General features: G+C 65.2%; 23 protein-coding genes. 3 read left to right on the forward strand and 20 right to left on the reverse strand.

The window, feature by feature from the left end; all coding sequences use genetic code 11:
* The first annotated feature begins 14 nt into the window (after positions 1 to 14).
* Positions 15 to 1,106: an aminomethyltransferase family protein gene (locus tag RA19_RS17865; RefSeq protein ID WP_039165166.1), complete on the forward strand. Its 1,092-nt coding sequence runs from the start codon at positions 15 to 17 to the stop codon at positions 1,104 to 1,106.
* 47 nt (positions 1,107 to 1,153) lie between these two features.
* On the opposite strand, the gene RA19_RS17870 is transcribed toward RA19_RS17865, so the two are convergent.
* Both RA19_RS17870 and RA19_RS17875 read right to left on the reverse strand, forming a co-directional pair.
* Positions 1,154 to 3,541, reverse strand: a complete 2,388-nt coding sequence (locus RA19_RS17870) for a transketolase (protein ID WP_039165168.1) — start codon at positions 3,539 to 3,541, stop codon at positions 1,154 to 1,156.
* A 10-nt stretch (positions 3,542 to 3,551) separates the two neighbouring features.
* Positions 3,552 to 4,754 carry a methionine gamma-lyase gene (locus RA19_RS17875; protein ID WP_039165170.1) on the reverse strand — a complete coding sequence of 401 codons (1,203 nt, stop codon included), beginning with the start codon at positions 4,752 to 4,754 and terminating at the stop codon, positions 3,552 to 3,554.
* Between the two features lie 115 nt (positions 4,755 to 4,869).
* Here RA19_RS17875 and RA19_RS17880 point away from each other — a divergent pair, with 115 nt between their 5' ends.
* Complete coding sequence (locus RA19_RS17880) at positions 4,870 to 5,328, forward strand: Lrp/AsnC family transcriptional regulator (RefSeq protein WP_039165171.1); 459 nt, start codon at positions 4,870 to 4,872, stop codon at positions 5,326 to 5,328.
* Between the two features lie 9 nt (positions 5,329 to 5,337).
* Here RA19_RS17880 and RA19_RS25905 read toward each other — a convergent pair whose 3' ends face one another.
* The 18 genes from RA19_RS25905 to RA19_RS17970 form a co-directional block, all read right to left on the reverse strand.
* Positions 5,338 to 5,817, reverse strand: a complete 480-nt coding sequence (locus tag RA19_RS25905; protein WP_052261892.1) for a prepilin peptidase — start codon at positions 5,815 to 5,817, stop codon at positions 5,338 to 5,340.
* Positions 5,814 to 6,647, reverse strand: coding sequence for a helix-turn-helix transcriptional regulator (locus RA19_RS17890; RefSeq protein WP_052261893.1), 834 nt, complete (start codon positions 6,645 to 6,647; stop codon positions 5,814 to 5,816). Before RA19_RS17890 ends, RA19_RS25905 begins: the two co-directional genes overlap by 4 nt.
* A 249-nt stretch (positions 6,648 to 6,896) precedes the next feature.
* Positions 6,897 to 7,898, reverse strand: coding sequence for a type II secretion system F family protein (locus RA19_RS17895; protein ID WP_039165172.1), 1,002 nt, complete (start codon positions 7,896 to 7,898; stop codon positions 6,897 to 6,899).
* A 14-nt stretch (positions 7,899 to 7,912) separates the two neighbouring features.
* Complete coding sequence (locus RA19_RS17900; protein WP_039165174.1) at positions 7,913 to 8,905, reverse strand: type II secretion system F family protein; 993 nt, start codon at positions 8,903 to 8,905, stop codon at positions 7,913 to 7,915.
* On the reverse strand, positions 8,906 to 10,291 hold the full coding sequence (locus RA19_RS17905) for a CpaF family protein (protein ID WP_241479097.1): 1,386 nt from the start codon (positions 10,289 to 10,291) through the stop codon (positions 8,906 to 8,908).
* 1 nt (position 10,292) lies between these two features.
* A complete protein-coding gene (locus RA19_RS17910; protein WP_039165177.1) occupies positions 10,293 to 11,513 on the reverse strand; it encodes an AAA family ATPase in 1,221 nt (406 codons plus the stop codon).
* A 132-nt stretch (positions 11,514 to 11,645) separates the two neighbouring features.
* Positions 11,646 to 12,452 carry a Flp pilus assembly protein CpaB gene (gene cpaB / locus RA19_RS17915; RefSeq protein ID WP_039165416.1) on the reverse strand — a complete coding sequence of 269 codons (807 nt, stop codon included), beginning with the start codon at positions 12,450 to 12,452 and terminating at the stop codon, positions 11,646 to 11,648.
* Positions 12,453 to 12,608: 156 nt separating this feature from the next.
* Positions 12,609 to 12,791: a Flp family type IVb pilin gene (locus RA19_RS17920; protein ID WP_039165178.1), complete on the reverse strand. Its 183-nt coding sequence runs from the start codon at positions 12,789 to 12,791 to the stop codon at positions 12,609 to 12,611.
* 570 nt (positions 12,792 to 13,361) lie between these two features.
* Complete coding sequence (locus RA19_RS17925) at positions 13,362 to 14,654, reverse strand: type II toxin-antitoxin system HipA family toxin (protein WP_039165179.1); 1,293 nt, start codon at positions 14,652 to 14,654, stop codon at positions 13,362 to 13,364.
* Entirely contained in the window at positions 14,654 to 14,899 is a 246-nt protein-coding gene (locus tag RA19_RS17930) for a helix-turn-helix domain-containing protein (protein WP_039165180.1), read from the reverse strand. Before RA19_RS17930 ends, RA19_RS17925 begins: the two co-directional genes overlap by 1 nt.
* 119 nt (positions 14,900 to 15,018) lie before the next feature.
* Positions 15,019 to 15,840 carry a ferredoxin--NADP reductase gene (locus tag RA19_RS17935; RefSeq protein ID WP_039165182.1) on the reverse strand — a complete coding sequence of 274 codons (822 nt, stop codon included), beginning with the start codon at positions 15,838 to 15,840 and terminating at the stop codon, positions 15,019 to 15,021.
* A 110-nt stretch (positions 15,841 to 15,950) separates the two neighbouring features.
* The gene (locus RA19_RS17940; RefSeq protein ID WP_039165184.1) at positions 15,951 to 16,535 is read right to left on the reverse strand and encodes an amino acid synthesis family protein; all 585 of its coding nucleotides are present in this window, start codon (positions 16,533 to 16,535) and stop codon (positions 15,951 to 15,953) included.
* A complete protein-coding gene (locus RA19_RS17945) occupies positions 16,532 to 17,113 on the reverse strand; it encodes an amino acid synthesis family protein (RefSeq protein WP_039165186.1) in 582 nt (193 codons plus the stop codon). Before RA19_RS17945 ends, RA19_RS17940 begins: the two co-directional genes overlap by 4 nt.
* A complete protein-coding gene (locus RA19_RS17950; protein ID WP_039165188.1) occupies positions 17,106 to 17,981 on the reverse strand; it encodes a thiamine biosynthesis protein ApbE in 876 nt (291 codons plus the stop codon). The genes RA19_RS17945 and RA19_RS17950 overlap by 8 nt, the downstream gene beginning before the upstream one ends.
* A 3-nt stretch (positions 17,982 to 17,984) precedes the next feature.
* Positions 17,985 to 19,475, reverse strand: a complete 1,491-nt coding sequence (locus RA19_RS17955; protein WP_039165190.1) for a 6-hydroxynicotinate reductase — start codon at positions 19,473 to 19,475, stop codon at positions 17,985 to 17,987.
* Positions 19,468 to 22,209 (reverse strand): molybdopterin-dependent oxidoreductase, encoded by a 2,742-nt coding sequence (locus RA19_RS17960; RefSeq protein ID WP_039165192.1) that lies wholly within the window; start codon positions 22,207 to 22,209, stop codon positions 19,468 to 19,470. Before RA19_RS17960 ends, RA19_RS17955 begins: the two co-directional genes overlap by 8 nt.
* Positions 22,206 to 23,048, reverse strand: coding sequence for an FAD binding domain-containing protein (locus RA19_RS17965; protein WP_039165194.1), 843 nt, complete (start codon positions 23,046 to 23,048; stop codon positions 22,206 to 22,208). The genes RA19_RS17960 and RA19_RS17965 overlap by 4 nt, the downstream gene beginning before the upstream one ends.
* A 120-nt stretch (positions 23,049 to 23,168) precedes the next feature.
* Positions 23,169 to 23,615 (reverse strand): MarR family winged helix-turn-helix transcriptional regulator, encoded by a 447-nt coding sequence (locus RA19_RS17970; protein ID WP_039165196.1) that lies wholly within the window; start codon positions 23,613 to 23,615, stop codon positions 23,169 to 23,171.
* A gap of 122 nt (positions 23,616 to 23,737) precedes the next feature.
* On the opposite strand from RA19_RS17970, the gene RA19_RS17975 reads away from it, so the two are divergent.
* Positions 23,738 to 24,910: an amidohydrolase family protein gene (locus tag RA19_RS17975; protein ID WP_039165198.1), complete on the forward strand. Its 1,173-nt coding sequence runs from the start codon at positions 23,738 to 23,740 to the stop codon at positions 24,908 to 24,910.
* The last annotated feature ends 58 nt before the right edge of the window (positions 24,911 to 24,968 follow it).

A 24,968-nucleotide genomic window follows, 5' to 3' on the forward strand; every position in this document is an offset into this window, starting at 1 on the left:
AAGGACAACTGAAGATGACCGAAGAACTGAGCCGCACCTCGGCGCTTGCCTCCCGCCACACCGCCCTGGGATCGGGGCTGGAGGACTGGAACGGCATGGGCACCGCCTGGAGCTACAACACCAACCCGAATGACGAGCACGACGCGGTGCGCGAACATGCCGGCATGTTCGACATGTCGCCGCTGAAAAAGGTTTTTGTCCGCGGCAAGGATGCACAGGCCGTGCTCGACCACCTGACCACCCGCGACCTGTCCAAGGTGCCGCCGGGCAAGGCTGCCTACCTCTGTGTGCTGACCGAAGCGGGCGGCATTGCTGACGACGCCATTGTCTCCAACAACGGCGGCAATGAGTGGATGATCGTGCATGGCTCCGGCGGCACTATGGCGCTGCTCGCGGCCTCCGCCCAAGGCCGCGACGTCTGGCTGGAATTCACCGACGACCTGCACGACGTTTCGGTCCAAGGCCCCGCCGCACTGGAGATCCTGAACGCCCATTGCGATATCGACCTGGCCGCCCTCGGCTATTTCGAACACACCCCCGCCACCCTGTTTGGCCATGCCTGCCGGATTTCCCGCACCGGCTACTCGGGCGAGCGCGGCTATGAGATCTTTGCAAGCGCAGCCGTGGTCACGGACATCTGGGACAAGCTGGCCGAGGCGGGCGTTATGCCCTGCTCCTTCACCGCCCTCGACAAGGTGCGGATCGAGGCGGGGCTGCTGTTCTACGGCTACGACATGACTGAGGAGCATACGCCCTGGGAGGTTGGCCTCGGCTTCACCGTCAGCAGCGCCAAGGGAGATTTCCGCGGCAAACACGCGGTGATGGCGGCGAAAGGCCGGGAAAAAATCAGCAACGTCTGCCTCGACATCAACCACTCAGACATGGTTGAGGGCGGCGAGACCCTGCTGCTGGACGGTGAGGAAATCGGGGTGGTCAACAGCCCCTGCTATTCGCACCGGTTGGGCAAATCCCTGGCGCTGGCCCATATCCGCCCGGGGATCGCAGCCGGAGCTACCCTGCAGGTCAAAAGCGAGGCGCTGGACACTACTGCAACTGTTGTGAACAGCCCAATCTACGACCCGCAGAAAACCCGCACCCACGGCTGACCGTGGCACGGCCGGAGCGTGAGGAACCCCCGCTCCGGCCAATCTCATCAGCCGTGGCTCACCGGCATCAGCGCCGCCGTGCGCCCCGCGGTCAGACTGCCCACGGATTTCACAATCGCTTCCCGGTCGATCCGGAAATGCCGCGACAGATCGCCGATGGTGCCGGTCTGGCCGAAATGCTCTACGCCATGCGGGATCGTCTTGTGCCCCGCCACCGCACCCAGCCAGGCCAGTGTTGCCGGGTGGCCGTCGATCACGGTGACCAGCGTGCAATGGGCCGGCAGCTCCCCCAGCAGCCGCTCGATATGCGACAGTGCCGCCGGGTTGCCGCGGGCGCGCTCCCGCTGGGCAGCGGTCCAGCCCGCGTTCAGCCGATCCGCCGAGGTGACTGCCAGCACCCCCACATCGCGGCGCACCTCGCCGATCATGCCGGCCGCGGCAATCGCCTCATCGGCAACCGCACCCTGATAGGCGATCACAACCGAGCAGTTGGGCCCGGGCTTGCGCAGCCAGTAGGAACCATCAATGGCCCCCTGCCGGAACGCGTCATCAACGCGCTTGCCCGGCTGCTCCAGCGGCTTGGTCGAGAGGCGCAGATAGACCGAGCCGCCGGTTTCATCCCGCAGCCAGGTGCGCTCATCCGGGTCGCCCTCGCCATCGCGCTGCAGATAGCCAAAGGCCCATTCCATAATCACCGCCAGCTCATCGGCAAAGGCAGGCTCAAAGGCCGCCAGCCCGTCCTGGCTCATCCCGATCAGGGGCGTGCCGATCGACTGATGCGCGCCGCCTTCGGGCGCCAGCGTGACACCCGAGGGCGTGCCCGCAATCATAAAGCGCGCGTCCTGGTAGCAGGCATAGTTCAGCGCATCGAGGCCGCGGCAGACAAAGGGGTCATAGACGGTGCCCACCGGGATCACCCGCTTGCCCCACAGACTGTGCGCCAGCCCCGCCGCCCCCAGAAGCAGGAACAGGTTCATCTCGGCGATACCCAGTTCCAGATGCTGGCCATCCGGGGCAAAGTTCCATTTCGCGGTCGAGGGGATGCGGTGCTCGATAAACGCATCCTTCTGCGCCTCGCGTGCAAACAGCTTGCGCCGGTTCACCCAGGGCCCCAGCCCAGTGGTGCCGGTCACATCCGGCGAGGTGGTCAGGATCCGCGACGCCAAATCGCTCTCGCCCCGGGCCAGCGTGTCCATGATCTTGCCAAAGGCCATCTGGGTCGAGATTTCGCGGGACGTGTCCACAGCCACCGCAGGCACCGCCAAGGGGGCTTCGGAATAACGCCGCGGGCCTTCCGCAAAGAACGGCACCTGCCCCAGGAATGCCTGCAGCGCAGATACATCGCTGACGGTGGCAAAAGGCTCCCACTCCTGCCCCTCCGGCACCCCCATATGGGCCTGCCACTCTGCCATTTGCGCCTTGGTCATCAGGCCGCCATGGTTGTCCTTGTGGCCCGCAATCGGCGTGCCCCAGCCCTTGACCGTATAGGCCAGGAAGCAGACCGGACGGTCATGGTCGATGGCGGCAAAACTCTCTGCCATGGTCTCCACGCAGTTGCCGCCGAGGTTCTCCATCAGTTCCGCCAGCTCGGCATCGCTGCGCCGTTCGATCAGCGCCGTCACCTCACCCTGGTCGCCCAGATCATCCAGCAGGCGCTGCCGCCAGACCGCACCGCCCATAAAGGTCAGCGCCGAATACTCCTGGTTCGGGCAGGCATCGATCCAGCCGCGCAAAGCCTCCCCGCCCGGTTCCTCGAACGCAGCCTGCTGCAGCGCACCGTATTTCACCCGCACCACATCCCAGCCAAAGGCGCCGAACACTTTCTCGACCCGCTCGAACAGGCCTTCACGCACGATCCCGTCCAGCGACTGGCGGTTATAGTCGATGATCCACCAAGTGTTGCGCAGGCCGTTCTTCCAGCCCTCTTGCAGCACCTCGTAGATGTTGCCCTCGTCCAGCTCGGCGTCGCCAACCAGGGCAACCATGCGCCCCAGCCGGGTCTCCGCACCCCAGTCCTTGGCAGCGATGAAATCCTGCACCATCGAGGCCAGCGCGGTGATGCCCACACCCAGCCCCACTGAGCCGGTGGAGAAATCCACGTCATCCACGTCCTTGGTCCGGCTCGGATAGCTCTGCACCCCGCCAAAGCCGCGGAAGTTCTGCATTTTTTCCCGGCTCAGGTTGCCCATCAGATACTGCATCGCATGAAACACCGGCGAGGCATGGGGTTTCACCGCCACCCGGTCCTCAGGCCGCAGCGCCGAGAAATACAGCGCCGTCATGATCGACACCATCGAGGCGGATGAGGCCTGATGCCCGCCCACCTTGATCCCGTCCGGGTTGGGGCGGATGTGGTTGGCGTTGTGGATCATCCAGTGCGACAGCCACAGCAGCCGCTGCTCGACGGTCTTAAGATGGATCAGGTCCGGGCGCATGGCTCTCTCCTTATTCGGCGGCGTGCTGCATCGGCGCGGGCAGGGCCTGCTCCAGATCGGCCAAGATGTCCTCCACCTCTTCCAGGCCCACGGACAGGCGGATGAGGCCGTCGCTGATGCCATGCTCGGCCCGCTCTTCCGGAGTATAGGTCGAATGGGTCATCGAGGCCGGATGCTGGATCAGCGTCTCTGCATCGCCCAGCGACACCGCCCGCTGGATCATCTGCAGACCGTTCATCAGGGCAATGCCGCCCTGCAGCCCGCTCTCGACCTCAAAGGCAATCATCGCGCCGGGCTGGTCCATCTGGCGCTCGGCGATGCCATGCTGCGCAAAGCTCTCCAGCCCGGGGAAATGCACCTCCCGCACCGCCGGGTGCGAAGCCAGGAAATCCGCCACCACCCGGGCCGAGGCGCAATGACGGTCCATCCGCAGGTTCAGCGTCTTCAGACCCCGCAGGATCAGCATCGCATTGAAAGGCGCCATAACCGCACCGGTCATGTCCTTCATGCCGACCAGGCGGATCTCGGCAATTTGCTCGGCGCGGCCTGCGACCAGCCCTGCCACCACATCGCCATGGCCGCCCAGGTATTTGGTAGCCGAATGCAGCACGATATCCGCGCCCAGCTCAATCGGCCGGGTCAGGTAAGGCGTGGAGTAGGTGTTATCCACCACCACCTGCGCCCCCGCCGCATGGGCAATCTCTGCAGCGCCGGCAATATCCACCAGCCGCATGTTCGGATTGGCCGGGGTCTCGAAATAGACCACCCGGGTTTTGTCCGAGACCGCCGCGCGCAGGTTTTCCATATCGGTCATATCCACATGGGTGATGGTCACGCCCCATTTCGACAGCCCGTGGCGCATGAAGGCAAAGGTGCAGCCATAAAGCGTCTTGTCGACAATTACCTCATCGCCGGGCGACAGCAGCGTCCACAGCACCGCCGTCACCGCGCCCATGCCGCTGGACAAGGCCAGTCCGGCCTCCGCCCCTTCCAATGTGGCAATCCGCTGCTCCAGCAGATCGCAGGTCGGGTTGGAAATCCGGCTGTAGATATGGCCGGCCCGTTCGCCCGCAAACATCTCGCCGCCGGCCTCAGCCGTTTCAAACGCAAAGGTCGAGGTCAGATGCAGCGGAGGCGTCAGCGCACCCTCGTTTTCCTGCGGGTCATAGGCGTGGTGGATGGCACGGGTGGCAAAGCCGGGCGTCTTGGTCATAGCTGTCTCCTCAATCTCTTTACAGCCATGCTGCGCCTCAATCGCAGGCCATTGATTGCCAATTCTGCCTCAACCTCTATGCTGATTAGCAGAATCTGCCAAAATGAGGCCGAAAATGGACGACAAGGACAGGCAAATCATCCGCGCCCTGCAGCGCGACGGCCGGATGACCAATCAGGAGCTGGCCGAAGCGGTGAACCTGTCGCCCTCCCCCTGCCTGCGCCGGGTCCGCAACCTTGAAGCCAAGGGTGTGATCCGCGGCTACAGCGCCGAGGTGGACGCCAAGGCCTATGGGATTGCCATCACCGTCTTTGTCCGCATCAAGCTGGAACGGCATAATGAAACCGACGTGCAGCACTTCGAGCGCCGGATGCAGATGATCGAGGAAGTGCTGGAATGCCACGTACTGACCGGCGCCATGGATTACCAACTGCGGGTGCTGGTGCCCGACCTGGAAGCTTACGAGGATTTCATCCGCAACCGCATCCACCCGATTGGCGGCATTGCCTCGATCGACACCAGCTTTGTCTACAGCACTGTGAAACGCACCGCGGTGTTTCCGCTGCCAGGCTGAGCACAGCACTCAGCCCGCATACAGCCAAACCGCAGGCAAAAGCATCAATGCCAATGAGATCGCGGCCCCCATCGGCATGCTGCCCGGCGCACGCACAACGGCCCAACCTTCCGCTGCGGCAGGCCGGCGCACCCGCAGCGCAGCGGCGGCGATCACCACCGCGATCATCGCCGCGCTGAAGCTCCACCCGAAACTGATCAACGCCGGAGACGGCACAAACAGCATCGCCGCCCCCATCATCTTGACGTCTCCGCCCGCCAGCACCTGCCAGTGAAACAAGGCCGCGCAGAGCAGGAACACCAGAGCCGCCGCCAGCAGCCGCAATCCGATTTCCTGCAGCGGCAGCGACGGCGCCGCCAGTACGAACACCGCCGCCAGCCCCAGCACCAGCCAATTCGGTATCCGCAAGTGCCGCAGGTCGCCAATGGCAGCCCAAACCAGCAGCGGAGCGGCCGCCGCCAGGGGCACGAACCCGTCTAGCCCGTTCATGCTGCTGTGCCCCGCCGCGGCGACTGCCCGGCAAAGGTGTCGACTGAAACCAGATGATAGACCAGCTCGGTCAGGTTTCGTGTCCGCGTCTTGGCATAGATGTTGCGCAGATGGGTGCGCAGGGTGGATTTCGAAATCCCCAGATCCGTCTGCACCCGCTTGGCCGGCTGGCCCTTGCTCAACAGCACGCAGACCCGGTACTCGGCCCGGCTCAGCTGCGCCGGGTTCTCCATGCTCAGCAGATGCGCTTCGATCCCGTCATTGCGGCGCAGCCGCCGTTCGCTCAGGCACGCCTCTGTGTACAGCCCGGGCGAACGGTTGGTCCATGTCCGCACCAGCGTGTCGGAAATGATGTTCAAAAGCGCCTGCTGCACCGCCGCCGGGCGCGACGCAAAATGCAGCTCCAGGAAATCGGTGTGCCGCTTGCCGGACGACAGCGGGATAACCGCCAGCTCGGCCAGCCTGCGCGCCGCATGGAACCGGTCCAACGCCGGATCGCCTTCCTGGTCGCTCATGGATTTGTACCAGATCAGCCCTGGCTTGGCCTTGTCCAGGTAACCGCCCAGAACCGACCGGGCAAAAGACCGGTCCAGCGGCGGGCCTTCACCCGCGGCCGCATCGAAGAAAACTGATCCTGAAGCCCGGCCCCGGCCGGTCGAAACCCTGCAAACTGCAGCCGCTTCCCCATTAATGGCTGCCGCCAGGGCGCGCAAAGCGTCCCGGAATGGCGCGCAGCCATGAAGGCACTCACACCATCGCGCAATAGGCGCAATCATTCCGGCCTCAGCGGCCTGGATGGTGCGGGTGTCAAAAAGCGCATTGGTCCCCATAACGCGCATCCCCCACAGCAAAGTATACTTATTAACCTAGCGCTTTTAGCAGCTTAGCAAGCGCAAAAACCAAACACTCCTTTGTTGCTCCAGTAATGCTGCCGGCTTTTTTCAAATGCGTCAATAATTTGAATGGAATTGGCCGCTGCCGCTCAAAAACTCAATCACAGGCAGAAAAACTGCTCCTTTTGCCCACAGCCTGCGGGATCAATGCAGCTGGTTCCGGCGGATTGTTCAGGCGCGCACGAATCAACCGCCGAGCAGACGGATATAGCGGATCACCACCGGGCCGATGGTTATGGCGATCAGCGCGGGCAGCATCAGCGAGGCCAGCACCGCCGACATTTTCACCGGCAGCTTGTTGGCCATTTCCTGTGCCCGCATTTCCCGCTGGGCGCGCAGGTCTTCGGAATAGGTGGCCAGCGCCGAGGCCATGCTGGTGCCGAACTGCATCGACTGCAGCGCCACATTGGCAAAGGAGCGCGCAGTCTCCACCCCGGTCCGCTGCGCCATATCCAGCAATGCATCCTCGCGCTGTCGCCCGGCCTGGATCTGGCGCTGCACGCTTAGAAGCTCAAAAGCCAGATCGGGCGAGACACCGGCCAGCTCATTGCCGACACGGGTCATGGCCGCGTCAAAGCCCAGGCCGGAATCCACCGATATCCGCATCAGATCCAGCGCGTTGGGAAACGCCTCTTCGATCCGGCGGCGGCGGGCAGCGGCGCGGGCATTCAGCACGTAGACCGGGCCGAAATACCCTGCACCCACCAAACTGCTCAGGGCCTGGAACACCTGCAGGCTGGTCCAGCCCGCAGCGAAACCTGTGACCGGATTGGGCGGCAGCAGACCCGGAGTCCGCCCGGCGGCAATGACCAGCAGCAAAAGGCCCGGCAGCACCAAACCCAGCAGCACCCGGATCAGGGTGAATTTGCGCAACGCACCCGCTTGCGAAAACCCGGCCTGGGCCAGCTTGTTTTCCAGCGCTGAGCGTTCCCGCAGATCTGCGGGCACAAAGGCTTTCATCAGCCCGCCCGCCTGTTCTGCCGGCGCCTTCAGAATGTTCAGATCGCGGCGCTGGCGGCGGCGGGCCTCCTGCAGCGACAGCAGCCGCGCAGCGGCCGGGGAGCTCCGCATCAGGCTGCCCGCCAGCCCGAAATAAAGCAGCAGCACCGCCGCCCCCGCCGCTGCGGCGGCCAAGGCTGCGGCCGAAAGGCCAGTGCGGCTGATGGCTTCGGCAAGCAACTGTTCCATAGCGTCTCTCCCCGTCAGATCCGGAAGCTGACCAGCTTCTTCAGCACCACCGCATTCAGCACCGTCAGCAGGATGATGCCGCCCGCCATCGGCCGGAACAGCGGATCATCCGCCACCCCGGAAAAGTAGTCAGGCGTCAGCACCGAGACCGAGCCGAAGATCACCAGCGGCAGCGCCGACAGCAGCCAGGCGGTGAGCCGCCCTTCCGAGGCCAGCGCATGCACTTTCCGCCGCAGGGCGATGCGGTTCCGGATCACCCGCGCCAGCGTATCCAGCATTCCGGACAAATCACTGCCGGTGCCGTGCTGAATGCTGATGCTGGCCGCCAGATACTGCACGTCCTCCAGGCCGCTCCGCTCGGCAAACTCCTGCGCTGCGGCGGGCAGGTCCTCGCCGTAGCTCACCTGGTCAAAGATAATCCCCAGTTCCGTGCCCGCCGGATCCGCCATTTCCTGGGCCGCAATGCCGATGGAGTTGTTCAGCGGATGCCCCGCCCGCAAGCCGCGCGCCATCATCTCCAGCGCATCCGGGAGCTGGTGCACCAGCTTGTCCATCTGCTTCCCCTGCTGCAGTTTCAGCAAGGCCAGCGGCACGCCAAACCCCAAGACTGCGCCAATCGCAACGGCAAGCCCCGGTGCCGCCAAAGCGGCCACCGCAAACGACAGCACCGCCGACAGCACCAGGCACCCAGCCAGAAAAACGCCGGTGCTCAGCGGCACCCCGGCCTGGCGCAGCGCCTTCGGCAGCCCGCCGATCAGCGGCAACCGCCGCCAGCCCGTCCGCCGCGCGGGCGGCCTCAGCAGCGCCAGCCGCTCGGCCCCGGCACGCCCTTGCGCTATCATCCGCATCCGGCGGCTGCGCGCCGCGGCAGCAAGGCTTGTGCGGCTCAAAAGCTGGTGCAGCCCCGATGCAATCAGCAGCACGCCAAGAGCCAGGCCGCAGGCAATCGCATATCCGGCCAGATGCCCGTCCCACCCCCGGGCCGTATTCAGGAGCGCGTCCAGCATCTATGCCTCCTCCGGCAAAAACAGGCTCTGGTCGAACACCGCCCCCGCAGCCTCCAGCAGCGCGGCGCATTGCGGCCGGATGCCAGTGGGAATGAACTCCCCGGCAATGCGGCCATCCGCCGTTTTGCCCTGGCGGCGGAACAGGAAAATATCCTGCATGGTGATCACGTCGCCCTCCAGGCCTGTCAGTTCGGAAATGCTGACGACCCGGCGCTGGCCATCCGCCAGCCGTGCCAGCTGCACGATGATCTGCAGCCCCGAGGCGATCTGCGCCCGGATGGCAGGCAAAGGCAGCTCCATCCCCATCATCGAGACCATTTGCTCGATCCGCCCCAGCGCGTCGCGGGCGGAATTGGCGTGCACCGTAGTCATCGAGCCGTCATGGCCGGTGTTCATCGCCTGCAGCATGTCAAAGGTCTCGGCCCCGCGCACCTCACCCACGATGATCCGGTCGGGCCGCATCCGCAGCGCGTTGCGCACCAGGTCGCGCTGGCTGACGGCACCACCGCCCGAGGGGTTCGGCGGCCGCGTTTCCAGCCGCACCACATGCGCCTGCTGCAATTGCAGCTCGGCAGCGTCCTCGATTGTGACGATCCGCGCCCGCTGGTCGATGCCTGCGGAAATCGCATTCAGCATCGTGGTCTTGCCCGAACCGGTGCCGCCGGAAATCAGGATGTTCATCCGCGCCTCGACCAGCGCCTGCAAAAAGGCTGCGGCCTGGGCGTTCAGCGCCTGGCCTGCCACCAGTTTCTCCAGGGTCAGGGGATCGCGGGAGAATTTGCGGATCGACAGCGACGGCCCGTCAATCGCGCAGGGCCGGATGATTGCATTGACTCGGCTGCCGTCCTCCAGCCGCGCATCGACCCAGGGATTGCTTTCATCGACCCGCCGCCCGACCCGCGACACCACCTTGTCGATGATCCGCAGCAGGTGCTTTTCATCACGGAACCGCACCGCGGTTTGCTCCAGCACTCCGCTGCGCTCGACAAATACTGTCTTGTGGCCGTTGACCAGGATGTCATTCACGCCCGGATCTGCCAGCAGCGGCTCCAAGGGCCCCAGCCCCAGCACTTCGTCGATCAGCTCATCCACCAGGCGGCGGAATTCATCCGCCCGCAGCGGATTGTTCTCCTCGGACAGCACATCGCTGACCAGCGCCGCCACTTCGCGGCGCAGCTCTTCGGGCTCCACCTTGTCGATCACGGCCAGGTTCAGGCGCTCGATCACAGCCTCATGCATCCGGCTCTTAAGCTCGAGAAAGGCAATGAGTTTCAGGTCTTCCGGTGCGGGTTCCGGATCAGCCGCACTCCCGCCCTGCGGCCGCAAGGGCACGATCTTGCCCGCATCGGCAGGGGTGTCCGTCCGTTTGCCAAAGTTCTTGAACATCTCAAACCGCCTTTCCATGCGAGGGCTGCTCCGCACCGGCGCGGGCATTCCGGGTTCCGATCAGATCCAAAGCCATCCGCCGAACCGCCTTGGCCAGCCCCGAGCGCCCTGCCGCTGCGGACAGCGGCACCCCGTGATCCGACGCCGCCGCCGCTGCGGAGGCGTCATTGGGCAGCCAGTACCGGAACGGCTTTTGCAGAAGCCTGGCAGCTTCCCTGTGATGGCTCGGAGCGATCAGCGGCTTGCGCTCCCGGCTGATCACAATATCAGACTGCAAAGCCGGGCTGGCTTCGCCATAGAAATCCAGCAGCCGCCGGGCCTGGCAGATCGCTGGCACCGAGCTGGCGGTGACCATCAGCAGCCGCTCCGACGCCTCCAGAACCGGTGACAGCCATTCTGCCAGCGCCCGCGGCAAATCGATCACCACAAAGTCGAACTGCAGCCGCAGATGAGCGATCAACGCCTGCAGCTGCTCCGGTTTCAAGGCATGCAAAGGGGCGATTTCAGCAGGGGCTGCCAGCACCCAGAGCCCCGGAGCGGCTTCGGTCAGCGACTGTTTGGCAAAGACATGGTCCGGGACAATTCCCTTGCTGGCCAGTTCATACAGGCAGCGGTTCGGCGGCAGGTCCAGGAAGCTGCCCACCGCGCCGAACTGCAGATCCAGATCCAGCAGCGCCGTCCGGAACTCCGGCTGCTGCTGCCGGAAGCCGCGGCGCTGCGTCAGGCAATCGGCCAGGTTGACCGCCAGCGTCGTGGCGCCTGCGCCGCCGCAGGACTGCGCAACCGGGATCACCATGCCGTCGCGGCTGCCGCTGGCGCCGGCAGGCAGCCCGTCCTGGCTGAGGCACTTGCGGATCGCCGCCGACAGCTCATCCGCCGAGACCGTGTCGGGCAGCACTTCGCGCACCCCGGCATCGGTCAGGCGGCGCAGTTCGGCAAAGGGCAAGGCGGCATCGGCCAGCGCCAGGATCCGGGCCGCATTCCCGGTGTGCTGCATGATTCCGCGCACCGCAGCCGCATCCTGTTCCGCGCTGCCCCCGACCCGGAAAATCACCAGGTCGTTGCCGCTCGCCAGCTGCAGCGCGGTGCCGTTGATGTCCGAAAGCGCCGCCGCGCATTTGTGCACGCCGGTGCCGGGGCAGAATTGCGCCACGCTGGCCACCAGGGTGCTGATGGCCGGATCCTTGGAGATCACCACGATGGATTGCGTCTCAGCCTGCATCGGCCCTTCCTTTCTGCATTTCCGACCAAACCCGGCCCGGATCAGCGGGCCGGGTTTGGCTCCGCTCTCCGGCGCTGCCTGTTCCGGGACTCCGGGGCCACCCCCTTGCCCCATTCCGGACAGTGCCGAAGTTCAGCGGATCTCGGTTTCCGTAACCTCGGTGCCGCGCCGGATCAGAACGGTCTTGCGCACCGGCACGGCCGCATCGGCCGGCGGCAGATTGCGCAGCACATCGCCCAGCCCGATCGACTCCAGCGGCACCTCCTCCGCCGGTGCATCCAGCGTCCGCAATGTGAGGCTAAGCGTGCCCGCCCGCTGCGCCAGCGCCAGCCGCTGGCCCTGCTCCGGGGTCACTTCAACGGTCACGGTCCGGGCCACCCCCGGAGTTTCAGATTCTTCATTGGCATCCTGGTCCACCCCCACCACACGGGAGTTCTGCAGGATGGTCACGGTCTTCAGATCATTGCCGCGGCCCTGGGTCAGCAGAATGTCGACCCGGTCGCCGGGCGTCACAAATCCGCCCACCGCGGTCTCGGCGCTCACCTTGATCGCCATCGCCCGGTGGTCCGGGCGCAGCGTTTGCACAATCGTCACCTTCTCGCCGAACTTGGAAATCCGCGAGGCCCGGATCAGCTCGCCCTGGGCAATCGCGCGGCGCGCCCGGCGCGGCGGCTTGCCCGTCTCCGGCAACAGCGTGTCATACGCGGTAAAGGTCCCCCCCGGCCGCGCCTCGGCAGGCCAGGCGATGGTGGTCAGCGACTGCGCCGTGATAGCCGCACCAAACGCAATGTCCTGCGACGCCACCACAACTTCCACCAGCTCCGGCCCCGCGGTGATGCGAGCGGCATGCTGGCCGTCCATATAGTCCTTGGCGACATAGGCCGAGCCGCCCGCCAGCGCCAGCCCGGAGATCATGCTCAAAAGCGATGAAATATTCATGTCATGCATCCTTTCCGCGCGGCGGTTTGAACTTGGCCGGGCCGTGCCAGCCCCCGGGAATTTGAATGAAAGGATGCCGCAGCCGCATTGCAGCCGCGGCATTCTTTGGACGCCCGCCCGCAAGCAGCCCCTGCGGGAAAAGGCTCAAGGCAGTTCTTAGGGATCCGGCATCTCGTTGCCGGCCGCAGTCATTGCATCGCCGACATTGGTTGCCAGCCCGTTCAGTGCGGCGGTACCCAATGTCACCGCCAGGGCGATGGCAATGCCGTATTCCACAAGTGTCACCCCGCGCTCATCCCGGCGCAGGCGCGACAGCATCATCTTCAGATAAGCAGTCATGTTGTGTCTCCCATCAATTTGAAGCTGGCAAACGCCAGCACAGGTTCAGCTTACCGGCGGCTCGGCAAGCGGCGCATCGGCGCGCAAGGCCAAAAACTCACCTCTGAATTGTATTTCTCCCCGGCTGCCGGAACTGCCCGGGGTCCTCCTGGCCGACACCCCGCCAGCTTCAGCGGCACGGACATCCCCGCCCCCAAACTGGCAAGCCAGTCGGATGCAAAGCTGAAAACACCATGATTTTAAGGAGAAAAAACGTGCATCAACGCCCGGCCTGAACCGGACCAAAGCCAGCCCTGCCGGGCTTTCCAACAGGTTGAGGCTGCCGAAAAGGCTTATCAGCCTATCCCCGCAGCCACTGTTTCCCCAGCGCGGCCACTACCCGCCTTGCCAAAGGCCTCGCCGAAAACGTTCATCAGCGCCGCCGCGTCCCCTTCGCTTTCCGCATGGTTCGCGCTGCAGGAGCAGATGCTGGCAGAAAGCCTCTCCGGCCGTCCCAAAGGGACCGAAAGGCATTGCGTTTCCCTGCCGCCGAAGATGCGCGATAGACTGTTCAGCGGATTGTTCTCTGCCTCACGCCAGATGGAGGGCTGCCGCCCGAACGCGGACCCCGCGCGCAATCGCCTCCGCCAGCGCCTCCGGAAAACCTGCCGGCAATCCGGCAAGCGTACTCTCCAGAGCCGGCTCAAGCTGCGCCGCAATTTCCGACAATGCTTCCTCCGCCAGGGCCACGCCAAACCCTGCCGCCTTGGCCGCCTGCAAAAAGTGGCGCGGAACCACTTCGTTGACCCTGTAGTGACCATCAACCGCCATCGCCAGGCGCATGCGGTTTTGGCGGATCTGCCCATCGTCGACTGCCTTCTGCGCGCTCAGCACATCATAAAGCGGTGTCATCCGGAATCCGCCGGGGCGCAGGGCGACGCTGAAATTCTTGGCATGCCCGTCAGTCGCCCCCAGCAGCCAAAACAGCACTTGGGAGCGAAAGAAAGCACGCTGATCGGCCTCAGGCGCATCGCTGGCCGCAAGCAAGCCGATGCTGTCCGTGATCCCCGGCCCGCCGTCCATTTGATACTTCCGGCTGGGCGGCACCGAAAGCGCCTGGCAGAAGTCCTCCTGAGGCAGGCGGATCAGCCGCCCGTCCTTGGTCCAGCGCCGGTCAAATCGCGTCACCGCAAGGCTGCGCACATCCTCAAAATCAACGATTTCGGCTTCAGCCGCATCCATACCCATGGCGCGGCAGAAATTCATGCAGAAGAACTCATTCTCGACACTGTCGGACAGATCAATTCCGGCAGGCAGAACGCCAAGCTGCGTCTTGAGGATATGGGTCGTAGGGGTCATGCCCGAAGGCCTGATCCATTCATTGTTATAGCGCAGCAGCGCCGTTTTCTCCTGCGCGCCCGCAATGGAAATGCGGAAGCTGTCTTCTTCCTCCAGCCCCAGCGGCGCGCTCGCCAGATTGCGCAGCATGCGGGCAATTTCAGCACTGGTCACGGGCTCGCCTTCCAGCGCACCGGTCCCGGGAACCTCACCCGGGACAAACTGCAGCGCGCCCACGCAGTCGCGCCCGATCTTTTCCAGCATATGCCAGGCATCGGTGCCGCCGGCCCGAACCCGCGCCGCGGCGCGCTCGCGGATTGCCTGATTGTCCGGCAGAAGGTTTTCAAGATAGGCGATGACAGGCCCGCCCTGATGCGCATCTTCACGCAAGGGCAGCGACAGCGATACCGGCATGGCGTGCTCCCACGCCAGCCAGTCAGGATCGTAGACAAAACTGATCGCGCCAGAGCCGGCGAGGCGCAGCATCCCGACCAGCCGCCCGTTCAGCAGCACCTGCATCTGACCGCCGCGCGCCTGCCCCGCCATCAGAAGATATCCTCGATATCCACCGATCCGCCGCGTTCAGCCAGCCGGAACTCCAGCCCCAGCGCAGCCATGACCGCCAGCACTGTGGCCAGCTTGGTTCCGGCATCGCCGTTTTCCAGCGACGAGATCGTCGCCACCCGGAGATTGGTGCGCGCGCTGATATCGCTTTGCGTCCAGCCGCGTGCCTTGCGCACCCGCCGGACCGCTTCACCGAGTTGTTCAGCGGTTCTTGCTGAGAGGTCCATGACGGGGCTCCTTTTTACGCCGCAGCGTAACTCGGAGCAATTTACGCTGCAACGTAAAAATGCAGAATTTACGCTACAGCGCAAACTACATACCCAGCCGCAACCGCACCCGCCCGGTCCTAACCCACAAAAGCCCGTTCCACGACAAAGGTATCAGGCTTGCTGTTGGCGCCTTCCGCCAGGCCAAAGCCTTCCAGCACCGTCTTGGTCTCCTGCAGCATTGCCATCGACCCGCAGATCATGCCGCGATCCGCGTCCGGGCTGATCACCGGCACGCCCAGATCCTCAAACAGCTTGCCCGACGTCATCAGATCGGTGATCCGCCCGCGCCGGCCATAGTCCTGCCGCGTCACCGTAGCATAGCGGCGCAGCCGCCCTGCAGCGAATTCACCGACCAGCGGATCCTCCAGCACGCCCTTGACCAGCGCCTCGCCATAAGCCAGCTCCGCCACCTCGCGGCAGGTATGGGTCAGGATCACCTCGTCGAACTTCTCATAGGTCTCGGGATCCCGGATCAGCGAGGCAAAAGGGGCAATCCCGGTTCCGGTCGAGAACATGTACAGCCGCTTGCCCGGCAGCAGCGCGTCATTGACCAGGGTTCCGGTCGGCTTCTTGCGCATCAGCACCGTGTCGCCGGGCTGGATCTTCTGCAGTTTGCCGGTCAGCGGCCCGTCCGGCACCTTGATCGAATAGAACTCGATCTCCTCGTCCCAGGAGGGGCTGGCAATGGAATAGGCCCGGTAGACCGGCTTTTCCGCATTCGGCAGGCCGATCATCACAAACTCGCCCGAGCGGAACCGGAAGCTGCCGGGCCGGGTGATGCGGAATTTGAACAGCCGGTCCGTGTAATGTTCGACCGAGGTGACCGTCTGGGCAAACACCCCGGCCGGAATGGCAAACCCTGCGGGCGCCCCCTGCACGATAGGTTCAATATCTGACATGTTGTCCTCGCAATGTGGATTTCAGACAGGCGCAGAGATCCGGCCCGGGGCCGCCTTGGGTCCCGGGGGTATCAGATGCGCAGCATTGTAAGGTCAGCCGCTGGGCAGACTCAGCGTAGCCCGTCCTTGCCCTCGGCCTCTTCCGCGGTCAGCCCTCCGACACGCGGCAACGGGCGGCCGCTGTCAGTGAGGGCAATGGCCACCAGGATTTCATCTGCCCTGGGCGCATCGTTGAAGCGCACTTCAATACCGTCGAAATGCGAGCGCACATAGGCGGCATCCTTATGCCCCAGCGGCACATCCAGATCCTGGCCCATGCCCCCGCGCTTCTTCGACGACGGCACCAGCGCTGCGCCTTTTTCAACCGCCGCCCGCAGCGGCGCGCCCATCTTGGGGTGCAGCAGCGCTGCGGCATGCTCCAGCTCGCCGTTTTCGCCGACCATGGCCGCCTTGCCATAGCTCTCCGCTTGCTCCGGCCGGATGCCAAGGGCGGCCACCGCCTTCTGTCCCAACAGCCCGCCGAGCTCAGCACCGATTTCCATCAGCCCGGACAGATCTTCGACGTACGCGCCGGCGTGCGGATTGCGGATCACCGCAGCCGCCACTGCCTTGCGGGTGGGCGGCGAAATGTGCCGCCCGCCTTCGCTGTGGGTTTCCTCGACCCAGACACCGGTCTTCCTGATCTCCGCCTTCATCGCAAGCCGTCCTCTCCCTTGATTTGCCAGGCCTCCAGCCCGCCCGAACGGGAATGGATGCGCGGCCCCGTTGTCATCACCAGCGCCAGCAGCATCTCGTCCGCCCGCGGGGCGTCGTTCAGCCCTACTTCCATCGAGTCGAAATGGCTGCGCACATAGGAGGCGTTCACATGGGTCACCGGCACGTCGATGCGGGTGCCCGGGCCGCCCACCTTCTTGGCCGAGGGCACAATAGCCTTGGAATTGCCGATCAGCTCCCGCATCGCATAGCCGCCGGGCGCGTGCCACAGGGCGCCATGCTCCAGCTCTCCCGCGCCGCCCACCAGCGAGGCCTTGCCATAGCCCTCGATCCGGTCAGCTCCGCCCAGGGCGTCCACCAGTTTCCGGGCCATCTCCAGCCCCAACGGCTTCAAATCCTCCATGAAGCCTTTGATCTCCGGCTCATAGCGGCCGGCAAAGGGGTTTTTGACCACCGCATAGCAGGCGCCGCGCAAGAGCGGTGTCTCCGCCACCGGGCCGCCTTCGTGATAGATTTCCTCGACGGCCAGGAGCATTTTCCTGACTTTCACTTCAGGCATGGTGAAGCTCCTTTCTGTTGGATATCTGCGGCACCGCCTGCCCCAGGGCGGCCTGCGCCCCGCGCAGGAACAGCGCCGCGCCCTTGATCAAACCGCGCTTCAGCATTGATTGCGCAACCGCCTGGCCCGCCGAAATGGCGCGGCGGCAGTCTTCGGGCGCCAGCAGCGGCACATGGGTCACCACCAGACGCGCGCCCAGATCGCTGTCGGGGCTGAGTTCGCAAGCAGGCCGGCGTTGCACGCCCGGGTGGCCAGGCAGGTCCACCGCATTGGCAATCAGCGTCGCCGCAGCATCCGCCGCTGCCGCAGAGTGCGCCAGAACGGTCACGCTGTCGGCAATGCCCAGCGAGAAACTGCGCCCGCCTGCACCGCTGGTGGCAATGCCGCCGATGCCGTCGCCCGCGCACACCCGGATCCGGCCCAGGTCCGCGCCGGCCTGTTCCGCCATGGCGACAGAGAACACTTCGCCGGCCGCTAAAAACAGCGCAATATCGCCGCCGTTGTTGACATAGGCCCGTTGCAGTGGAACGGCGCGGCACATCGCTGCCAGCACCGCATCAGCCACCGCTCCGGCCACCGCAATCATCGGGGTCGCAAACCCGGCGGCATGGGGAAGGGCCGCCGCCGCCATCCGCCGGGCCACCGGGTCCTGCAGCTCAGGCGCCTCGGCCTGCAGCGGACTGCGCAGCACCGGCAATTCGGCCACCAGCCCAGGCAGGATGGTCTCAAACCGCTCAACCGCCGCAGCAAAAGCCGCCTGCCGCGCCGGCGCATCGGCGCCTTCCGCGCCGATGATCAGGTCAATCGGCCCGTGCTGCAGATGCAGCCGCGCGCCGCCGTCCAGATATGCCGCTGCCGGACCCTGCACCGCTCAGCTCCCGGGTTTCCAGCGGTAGTTGCGCCGCGCAACCGGGTCGGCATCCGGGTCAATCTGCCCGACCCGCCGCACATCTTCGGTGATCACCTCATCAACCAGCCGGATGCTGTCCGTATGCCCGCCAAGCGCCTCGTAGTCCGTGCGCCGCATGGTGAACTCGATCGGCGCCACCAGCGCCGGCGTCGGCACATAGCCAAAGGAGTTCGACGGCATATCCAGCACATCCGCCATCACGGTGATGCCGCCGCCGGGCCAGACATAGGCGTTGGCACCGCCGCAGGACACATGGGTCAGCGAGTCCTTCACCGAGTTGGTGAGTTTCACCGGATTCTCGGTCACCCCTGCCCGCAGCGATCCCCCCGCCCCGCCCATGAACAGAACCGAACAGACCGAAGGCTCGCAATTCTCGGTGATCCTGTCCACCGAGACCTGCAGGTCTGCAGGCAGCTCAGCCGGCTGCGGCTCAAGGTTTTCGTCCAGTTCGAAGTAGGCGTGCTGTTCTCCCGTGGTGGAAACCATCAGCAACCGCAGCCCCTGCCAGGCCACCTTTGCATCGGCTGGCTTCAGAATGGTCAGCGGGTCGTCGATATCGGTGCCGCCCCAGCCAGTGCCAGGCTCCGCCACCTGGAAGTAGCGCCCGGGAGTCGAGCGGCGGCCCTTGATCTTGATCCCCGTGGGCGGCACGTTCAGCAGCTTGCCGGCCTGATGCTCGGACAGCACCCCGGTGATATGGTCATCCACCACGATCACCTCGTCGACATGCTGCGCCCATTGCGAGGCAAACATGCCGATGGTGGCCGAGCCGCAGCCAACCCGCATCCGCTGTTCCGTGACCCCGTTCACGATGGGCGCGGCGCCGGCCTGCACCACCACCGTGGCGCCGTCGTCGATGGTCAGCTCCACCGCCTCGCAATTGCACAGTTTCAGCAGCGCATCGCAGGTGACGCGGCCTTCCTTCTTGGTGCCGCCGGTCAGATGCTCGACCCCGCCCAGCGACAGCATCTTGGAGCCGTATTCGCTGGTCATCACATGGCCTACCGGTTCGCCCTGGCAGCGCACGACAGCACGCTCGTGGCCCAGGAAGCGGTCGGTGTCGATCTTCACCTTCACCCCGCAATAGCTGAAGATCCCTTCGGTCACGACGGTGACCATATCGGCGTCTGCCACTTTCTGGCTGACGATGAAGGGCGCGGGTTTGTAGTCGGGATAGGTGGTGCCGGCCCCGACCGCAGTGACAAACGGGCGCCTGCCCTGCAGGATATCCCCGTCCCAGTCGCTGCCATCGGTGCCCTTCAGGAACGGCACTGCCTGGGTGCCGCTTTCGGCCGCGTTTTCGATGATGGTCAGCGGATCCAGCCGCACCAGCTCACCGCCGTGGTTGGCATAGCGGTCGCAGGCGCCGGAGCGGCCCTCGGCGATAAAGCACAGCACCGGGCAGGCATCGCAGCGGATCTTTTCGGGTTGCGGGCGCGGGCTGTCAGCCATTTGTCTTGTCCTTGATTGCCTGGCGCAGGCGCGAGGGCGTCACCGGAACGCGCCGCATCCGCACGCCTGCTGCCTGGGTGATTGCATTCAGCAGCGCCGGCGCAGTGGGGATCAGCACATGCTCTCCCAGCCCCTTGGCGCCATAGGGGCCATGGGCGTCCGGCACTTCGATAATCAGCGTCTCGACCGGAGGCACATCGCCGATGGTCGGGATCAGATAATCATGCAGATTCTCGGTGCGCCCCGGCAGGTATTCCTCCATCAGCGCCATGCCCAGCCCCTGGGCAATGCCGCCCTGCACCTGGCCCTCGACCAGCATCGGGTTGACCGCCTTGCCGACATCATGCGCGGCCACGAAGTGCAGCGGCGTCACGGTGCCAAGCGCCATATCCACTTCCACCACCGCCAGCTGCGCCGCATAGCCGAACTGCGCATATGGCTCGCCCTGGCCGTTCTCATCCAGCGGCTTGGTCGGCGGGTCATAGGTCTCTTCAGCGGCAAAGACATAGCCGTCGCCATCCGCCGGCAGGCTGCCCAGTTCAATCACGTGGTCAGAGGCGCCATCCGCGATGGTAATGGCACCGCCGCCAAATCCCAGCACAGCCGCCTCCGAGGCATTGGCGTGGCGCAGGATCTGCGCCCGCAGCGCCTCTCCGCTCAGCCGTGCCGCATTGCCCGACACAAAGGTCTGGCGCGAGGCTGAGGTCTTGCCTGCATCCGGCGTGATATCGGTGTCGCCGCCCAGCAGCTGCAAATCAGCTGCAGAAATCCCCAGCGCGCTGGCAAAGAGCTGCGCAATCGCCGTATTGGCGCCCTGGCCGATATCCGCAGCCCCCTGATGCAGCACCACGGTGCCGTCGGCGCGGACGCCCGCCTTGATCGTTGACGGGTTCGGCAGCGAGGTGTTGCCGCAGCCGTACCAGCCCGCCGCCACCCCCACGCCGCGGCGCAAAGGACCGTCAGCCCTGGCATTGAAAGCCTCAGCCTTAGCACGTTCTTCTGCCCAGGACGGACGCAATGCTTCCAGGCAGGCGCGGGCGCCGACGCCCTGGTCAAACACCTGGCCGCAAACGGTAGGCTCGCCATCGCGCAACGCATTCAGGATGCGGAACTCCAGCGGGTCGATGCCCAGCTTTTCCGCCAGCTCGTCAAACAGCTGCTCCTGGGCAATCGCCGACTGCGGCACACCGAAGCCGCGGAAAGCGCCCGCAGGCGGGCAATGCGTATGGATGCCCATAGCCTCGGCGCGGTAATCGCCTATTCTGTATGGACCCGAGGCATGCACCGGCACCCGGTTCGCCACCGTCGGCCCCCACGAGGCATAGGCGCCGGTATTGAATTCGCCTTGGAAGTCGAACCCGGAAATCCGCCCATCGCTGGCAGCGCCGATCTTCAGCCGGATCTCCGCTGGGTGCCGTTTAGTGGTCGACTGCATCGACTCCGCGCGGCTGTAGGCAATGCGGGCCGGACGCCCGGTCTTGAGCGCCGCCAGCGCCGCATAGGGCTGCACCGAGATATCCAGCTTGGACCCAAATCCGCCGCCCACCCCGGTGGGCACGATGCGGATATCCTTGCGGTCCTTGCCAAGGATGATCTCCATCGCCTCCAGATCCATCACCGGCGCCTGGGTGCAGGCGTGGACCTCAACCCGGCCCTTCACGATTTCCGCAAAGCCCGCCTCAGGCTCGATATAGGCGTGTTCGACAAATCCGGTTGAGAAACGCCCCTCCACAACTGCATCCGCCTGCGCGAACCCCGCCTGCGGATCGCCGCAGGCCACAAAGCCCCGGCACATCACATTGTGTTCGCGGCCCGCATGCAGCTGCGGTGCCTCAGCAGCCTGTGCGGCGGCAACATCGGCCACACTCTCCAACTCCTGCCAAGCGACAGGGAAATCCTCCGGACGGAAGGCGGCAATCGCGTCTGGTGTGCCCACCACCGCTGCAACCGCCTCGCCGCGGAACCGGGCGGTGCCTTCGGCAAACACCGGCTGGTCGGCAAAGTCCGGGATCACCCCGAACCGGTTCTCCCCCGGCACGTCCTCTGCGGTCAAAACCGCCTCGATCCCCTCGGCACACGCGCACCAGCCCTCCAGATCGCCAAACGCAAACCGTGCATGGGCAAAAGGCGAGCGGATCACCCTGACCTCCAGCGTGCCGGGCGGTGCCACGTCATCGCCAAACAGCTCGGTTCCGCGCAGCTTGGCCGCCCCATCCAGCCGCCGGATTGCATCCCCGGCCAGCCCGCTGCCATGCAGGCCGGCAGGCGCATCCATCACCGCATCCAATATCTTGCGGTAACCGGTGCAGCGGCATAGCACGCCGCCAAGCGCCTCCTTGATCTCGTCCTCTCCCGGGCTGGCGTTCTGCCGCAGCAAGGACACCGCCGAGACCATCATTCCCGGCGTGCAAATCCCGCATTGCGCGGCGCCATGATCCTGAAACCGCTCCGCCAGCGCCTGCGCCACGCCATCGGTTGCCATCAGGCCCGCCAAAGTCTCCACCTGCTGCCCTTCGGCCTGCTGCGCCGCCATCAGGCAGGCGCACACCGTCTCGCCATTGACCAGCACCGTGCAAGAACCGCAATCGCCGGCGTTGCAGCCGGTCTTCACATCCCGCGCGCCCAGCCGTTCGCGCAGCATCTCCGACAGCCGCTCCCCCAGCCGCGGCACCGCCCGCACCGCCTGGCCGTTCAAGGTAAAGGCCACTGCCGGATTTACCGCCTGATCCTTCATCGCGCATCCTCCCCTGCCGCCTGCAGCAGCGCCCGGCGGCACAGCTCCGCCGCCGCCTCCAGCCGGTAGCCCGCCGAGCCCCGCACATCGGACACCGGCGCCAGCGGCGCCAAGTGCAGCTCCGGATCAATGGGCAGATCCACCAGCTCCGAGACCCGCTGCCCGGTAAACTGCGCCTCCAGTCCCGGCAGCCGCTGCGCCACCGGCGAACAGCTGCCAACAGCCAGCGCCGCCCGGGTGATCACGCCTTGCTCCACGGTCACAACGGCAGCCGCCATCACAATTGAAATCACCAGATGCGTGCGGCTGCCCAGTTTGAGAAACGCCGCCCTGGCCTCCCCTGCCTGGCGCGGCACATGCACCGCCAGCACAAACTCGTCTGCCGCCAGATCCACCTGCCGCACCCCGGTGATGAAGTCCCGCAGCGCCACCAGCCGCACGCCGCGGTGCGACACCACTTCTACCTGCGCATCCAAGGCCAGCAGCGGCGGCACGCCATCAGCCGCGGGCGAGGCATTGCAGAGATTGCCGGCCACCGTCGCCCGGTTCTGGATCTGCCGCGAACCAACCTGCCGCGCCGCCTGTTTCAGCCCGTCAAAACAACCCGGCAGCGGCGTCTGAACAATGTCGGTCCAAGTGGCGGCCGCACCGATCCGCCAGCCCTCCGCCGTTTCCTCAACCCCGCGCGCCCCGGCCAACCGGGTGATATCCATCACATCGCCGCATGCCCCTGCCGGCAGGCCTGGAAAGAAATCGGTGCACCCGGCGATCACCCTCGGCGAACCCCGGGCCAGGATCGAACAGGCCTCCTCAACATCTCTGGGCACCAGATACGGCACGCGCAGCCTCCCCGCAGCTTTTCGTTAGTATACAAACGATATGGACGCAAAACACCTGAGTCAACACTCTTGGCCGCCAGCCAAGGCGCATCCCGCCAATTGCGGAAACTCAGCCGGGCTTCAGCCCAGCTTCTTCAACAGCTCCAGAAAGGTGTCTTTCTCAGACTCGGTCAGCGGCGCCAGCGTTGCCTCCGAAATCCTGTGCCCGGACTCATACAGCTGCGGCACCAGACCGGCATGCTCTTCGGAAATTGACAGCATCAAACGCCGTTTGTCATTGGGGTCAGGCTGCAGCTGCACCAGCCCCTTCTTGCGCAGCCGGTCCACCACTCCCTTGATGGTGGCCACATCCATCGCGGTCCGCCGCCCCAGCTCGTTTTGCGAACAAGCCCCCCGCTCGGCCAGTTTCACCAGCGCCGCAAACTGCGTCGGCGTCAGCTCCAGCGGCGCCAGCTTCTGAAAGATCGCCGCATGCCGCTGCCCGGCCAGCCGCATCAGATAGCCGACCTGCGCATCCAGCACATAGGCCGGGCGCTGCGTTTCATCTGTTCCGGACGGCTCACTCACGTCTGCGCTCCTTCAGGCAAGGCTCCCGCTCCCATAAGGCCAACCCGGGCGCGCTGCAAACGCAAGCTTGAAATCGCTCCCAAATTCGTTAGCATACAAACAAACAGCAAAGGGAGGCGCCGATGGACAGCCCGGCAACCAAACTGGTGATCAAGAACATTGGCCTCATGCTGACCGGCAAGCTCGAAGCCCCGGTTGCCGACGGCGACTGTGTGATCGCCGTGGACGGCAGGATCACCGCATTCGGCTATGAAAAGGACCTCGACACCGAAGGCGCCGCAACCACTGTGGACGCCAAAGGCGTGACACTGGCTCCGGGGCTGATCGACAGCCATATCCACCCGGTGGTCGGCGACTACACCCCGCGCCAGCAGCAGCTGCACTGGATCGATTCCACCCTGCACGGCGGCGTGACCACGATGATCTCGGCAGGCGAAGTCCACATGCCGGGCCGCCCCAAGGATATCGTCGGCCTCAAGGCAATGGCGATTGCGGCGCAGCGCTGGTATGAAAACTTCCGCCCTTCCGGCGTCAAGGTGCTGGCCGGCGCGCCGGTGATCGAACACGGCATGGAGGAGCAGGACTTCAAAGACCTGGCCGATGCCGGGGTAAAGTTCCTGGGCGAAGTGGGCCTTGGCACGGTGAAGGACGGCAAGACCGCCAATCAGATGGTCAACTGGGCCCGCAAATACGGCATCCAGTCCACCATCCACACCGGCGGCCCCTCGATCCCCGGCTCCGGCCTCATTGACGCCGATATGGTGCTGGAGACCGGCACCGATGTGGTCGGCCATATCAACGGCGGCCATTCGGCGCTGCCGGACGACCAGATCATCTGCCTCTGCGAGAATTGCACCAAGGGGCTGGAGATCGTGCACAACGGCAACGAGCGCGCCGCGCTCCTCACCCTCAACACCGCCCGCGAGCTGGACAAGCTGGACCAGATCATTCTCGGCACCGACGGCCCGGCCGGTTCCGGCGTGCAGCCCTTGGGCATCCTGCGCATGGTGGCGATGCTGTCGAGCCTGGGCAATGTCCCGGCCGAGCTGGCCTTCTGCTTTGCCAACGGCAACACCGCCCGCCAGCGCGAGCTGGACACCGGCCTGCTGGAACCCGGCTATGCTGCCGATTTTGTGCTGATGGACCAGGCCCAGCACGCGCCGGGCAAGACCCTTCTGGAGTCGGTCCAGCTCGGCAACCTGCCTGGCGTCGGCATGACCATCATCGACGGCATCGTCCGCAGCCATCGCAGCCGCAACACCCCGCCTGCACAAAACCTGCCGGAAGTGGTTTGACAGCCCCCGGCCTTCTTCTGGCCAAAAATATCCCGGGGTGAATTGGGCCAAAGGCCCA

Origin of the sequence: Leisingera sp. ANG-M1 (assembly GCF_000813745.1) — a bacterium.
Lineage (GTDB): Bacteria > Pseudomonadota > Alphaproteobacteria > Rhodobacterales > Rhodobacteraceae > Leisingera.

What these genes read in the sequence shown, in the direction of transcription:
- RA19_RS17865 (WP_039165166.1), top strand. Translation starts at nt 15, where the DNA reads ATGACCGAAGAACTGAGCCGCACCTCGGCGCTTGCCTCCCGCCACACC.
- RA19_RS17870 (WP_039165168.1), bottom strand. Translation starts at nt 3,541, where the DNA reads ATGCGCCCGGACCTGATCCATCTTAAGACCGTCGAGCAGCGGCTGCTG.
- RA19_RS17875 (WP_039165170.1), bottom strand. Translation starts at nt 4,754, where the DNA reads ATGACCAAGACGCCCGGCTTTGCCACCCGTGCCATCCACCACGCCTAT.
- RA19_RS17880 (WP_039165171.1), top strand. Translation starts at nt 4,870, where the DNA reads ATGGACGACAAGGACAGGCAAATCATCCGCGCCCTGCAGCGCGACGGC.
- RA19_RS25905 (WP_052261892.1), bottom strand. Translation starts at nt 5,817, where the DNA reads ATGAACGGGCTAGACGGGTTCGTGCCCCTGGCGGCGGCCGCTCCGCTG.
- RA19_RS17890 (WP_052261893.1), bottom strand. Translation starts at nt 6,647, where the DNA reads ATGGGGACCAATGCGCTTTTTGACACCCGCACCATCCAGGCCGCTGAG.
- RA19_RS17895 (WP_039165172.1), bottom strand. Translation starts at nt 7,898, where the DNA reads ATGGAACAGTTGCTTGCCGAAGCCATCAGCCGCACTGGCCTTTCGGCC.
- RA19_RS17900 (WP_039165174.1), bottom strand. Translation starts at nt 8,905, where the DNA reads ATGCTGGACGCGCTCCTGAATACGGCCCGGGGGTGGGACGGGCATCTG.
- RA19_RS17905 (WP_241479097.1), bottom strand. Translation starts at nt 10,291, where the DNA reads ATGTTCAAGAACTTTGGCAAACGGACGGACACCCCTGCCGATGCGGGC.
- RA19_RS17910 (WP_039165177.1), bottom strand. Translation starts at nt 11,513, where the DNA reads ATGCAGGCTGAGACGCAATCCATCGTGGTGATCTCCAAGGATCCGGCC.
- cpaB (WP_039165416.1), bottom strand. Translation starts at nt 12,452, where the DNA reads ATGAATATTTCATCGCTTTTGAGCATGATCTCCGGGCTGGCGCTGGCG.
- RA19_RS17920 (WP_039165178.1), bottom strand. Translation starts at nt 12,791, where the DNA reads ATGACTGCTTATCTGAAGATGATGCTGTCGCGCCTGCGCCGGGATGAG.
- RA19_RS17925 (WP_039165179.1), bottom strand. Translation starts at nt 14,654, where the DNA reads ATGGCGGGGCAGGCGCGCGGCGGTCAGATGCAGGTGCTGCTGAACGGG.
- RA19_RS17930 (WP_039165180.1), bottom strand. Translation starts at nt 14,899, where the DNA reads ATGGACCTCTCAGCAAGAACCGCTGAACAACTCGGTGAAGCGGTCCGG.
- RA19_RS17935 (WP_039165182.1), bottom strand. Translation starts at nt 15,840, where the DNA reads ATGTCAGATATTGAACCTATCGTGCAGGGGGCGCCCGCAGGGTTTGCC.
- RA19_RS17940 (WP_039165184.1), bottom strand. Translation starts at nt 16,535, where the DNA reads ATGAAGGCGGAGATCAGGAAGACCGGTGTCTGGGTCGAGGAAACCCAC.
- RA19_RS17945 (WP_039165186.1), bottom strand. Translation starts at nt 17,113, where the DNA reads ATGCCTGAAGTGAAAGTCAGGAAAATGCTCCTGGCCGTCGAGGAAATC.
- RA19_RS17955 (WP_039165190.1), bottom strand. Translation starts at nt 19,475, where the DNA reads ATGGCTGACAGCCCGCGCCCGCAACCCGAAAAGATCCGCTGCGATGCC.
- RA19_RS17960 (WP_039165192.1), bottom strand. Translation starts at nt 22,209, where the DNA reads ATGAAGGATCAGGCGGTAAATCCGGCAGTGGCCTTTACCTTGAACGGC.
- RA19_RS17975 (WP_039165198.1), top strand. Translation starts at nt 23,738, where the DNA reads ATGGACAGCCCGGCAACCAAACTGGTGATCAAGAACATTGGCCTCATG.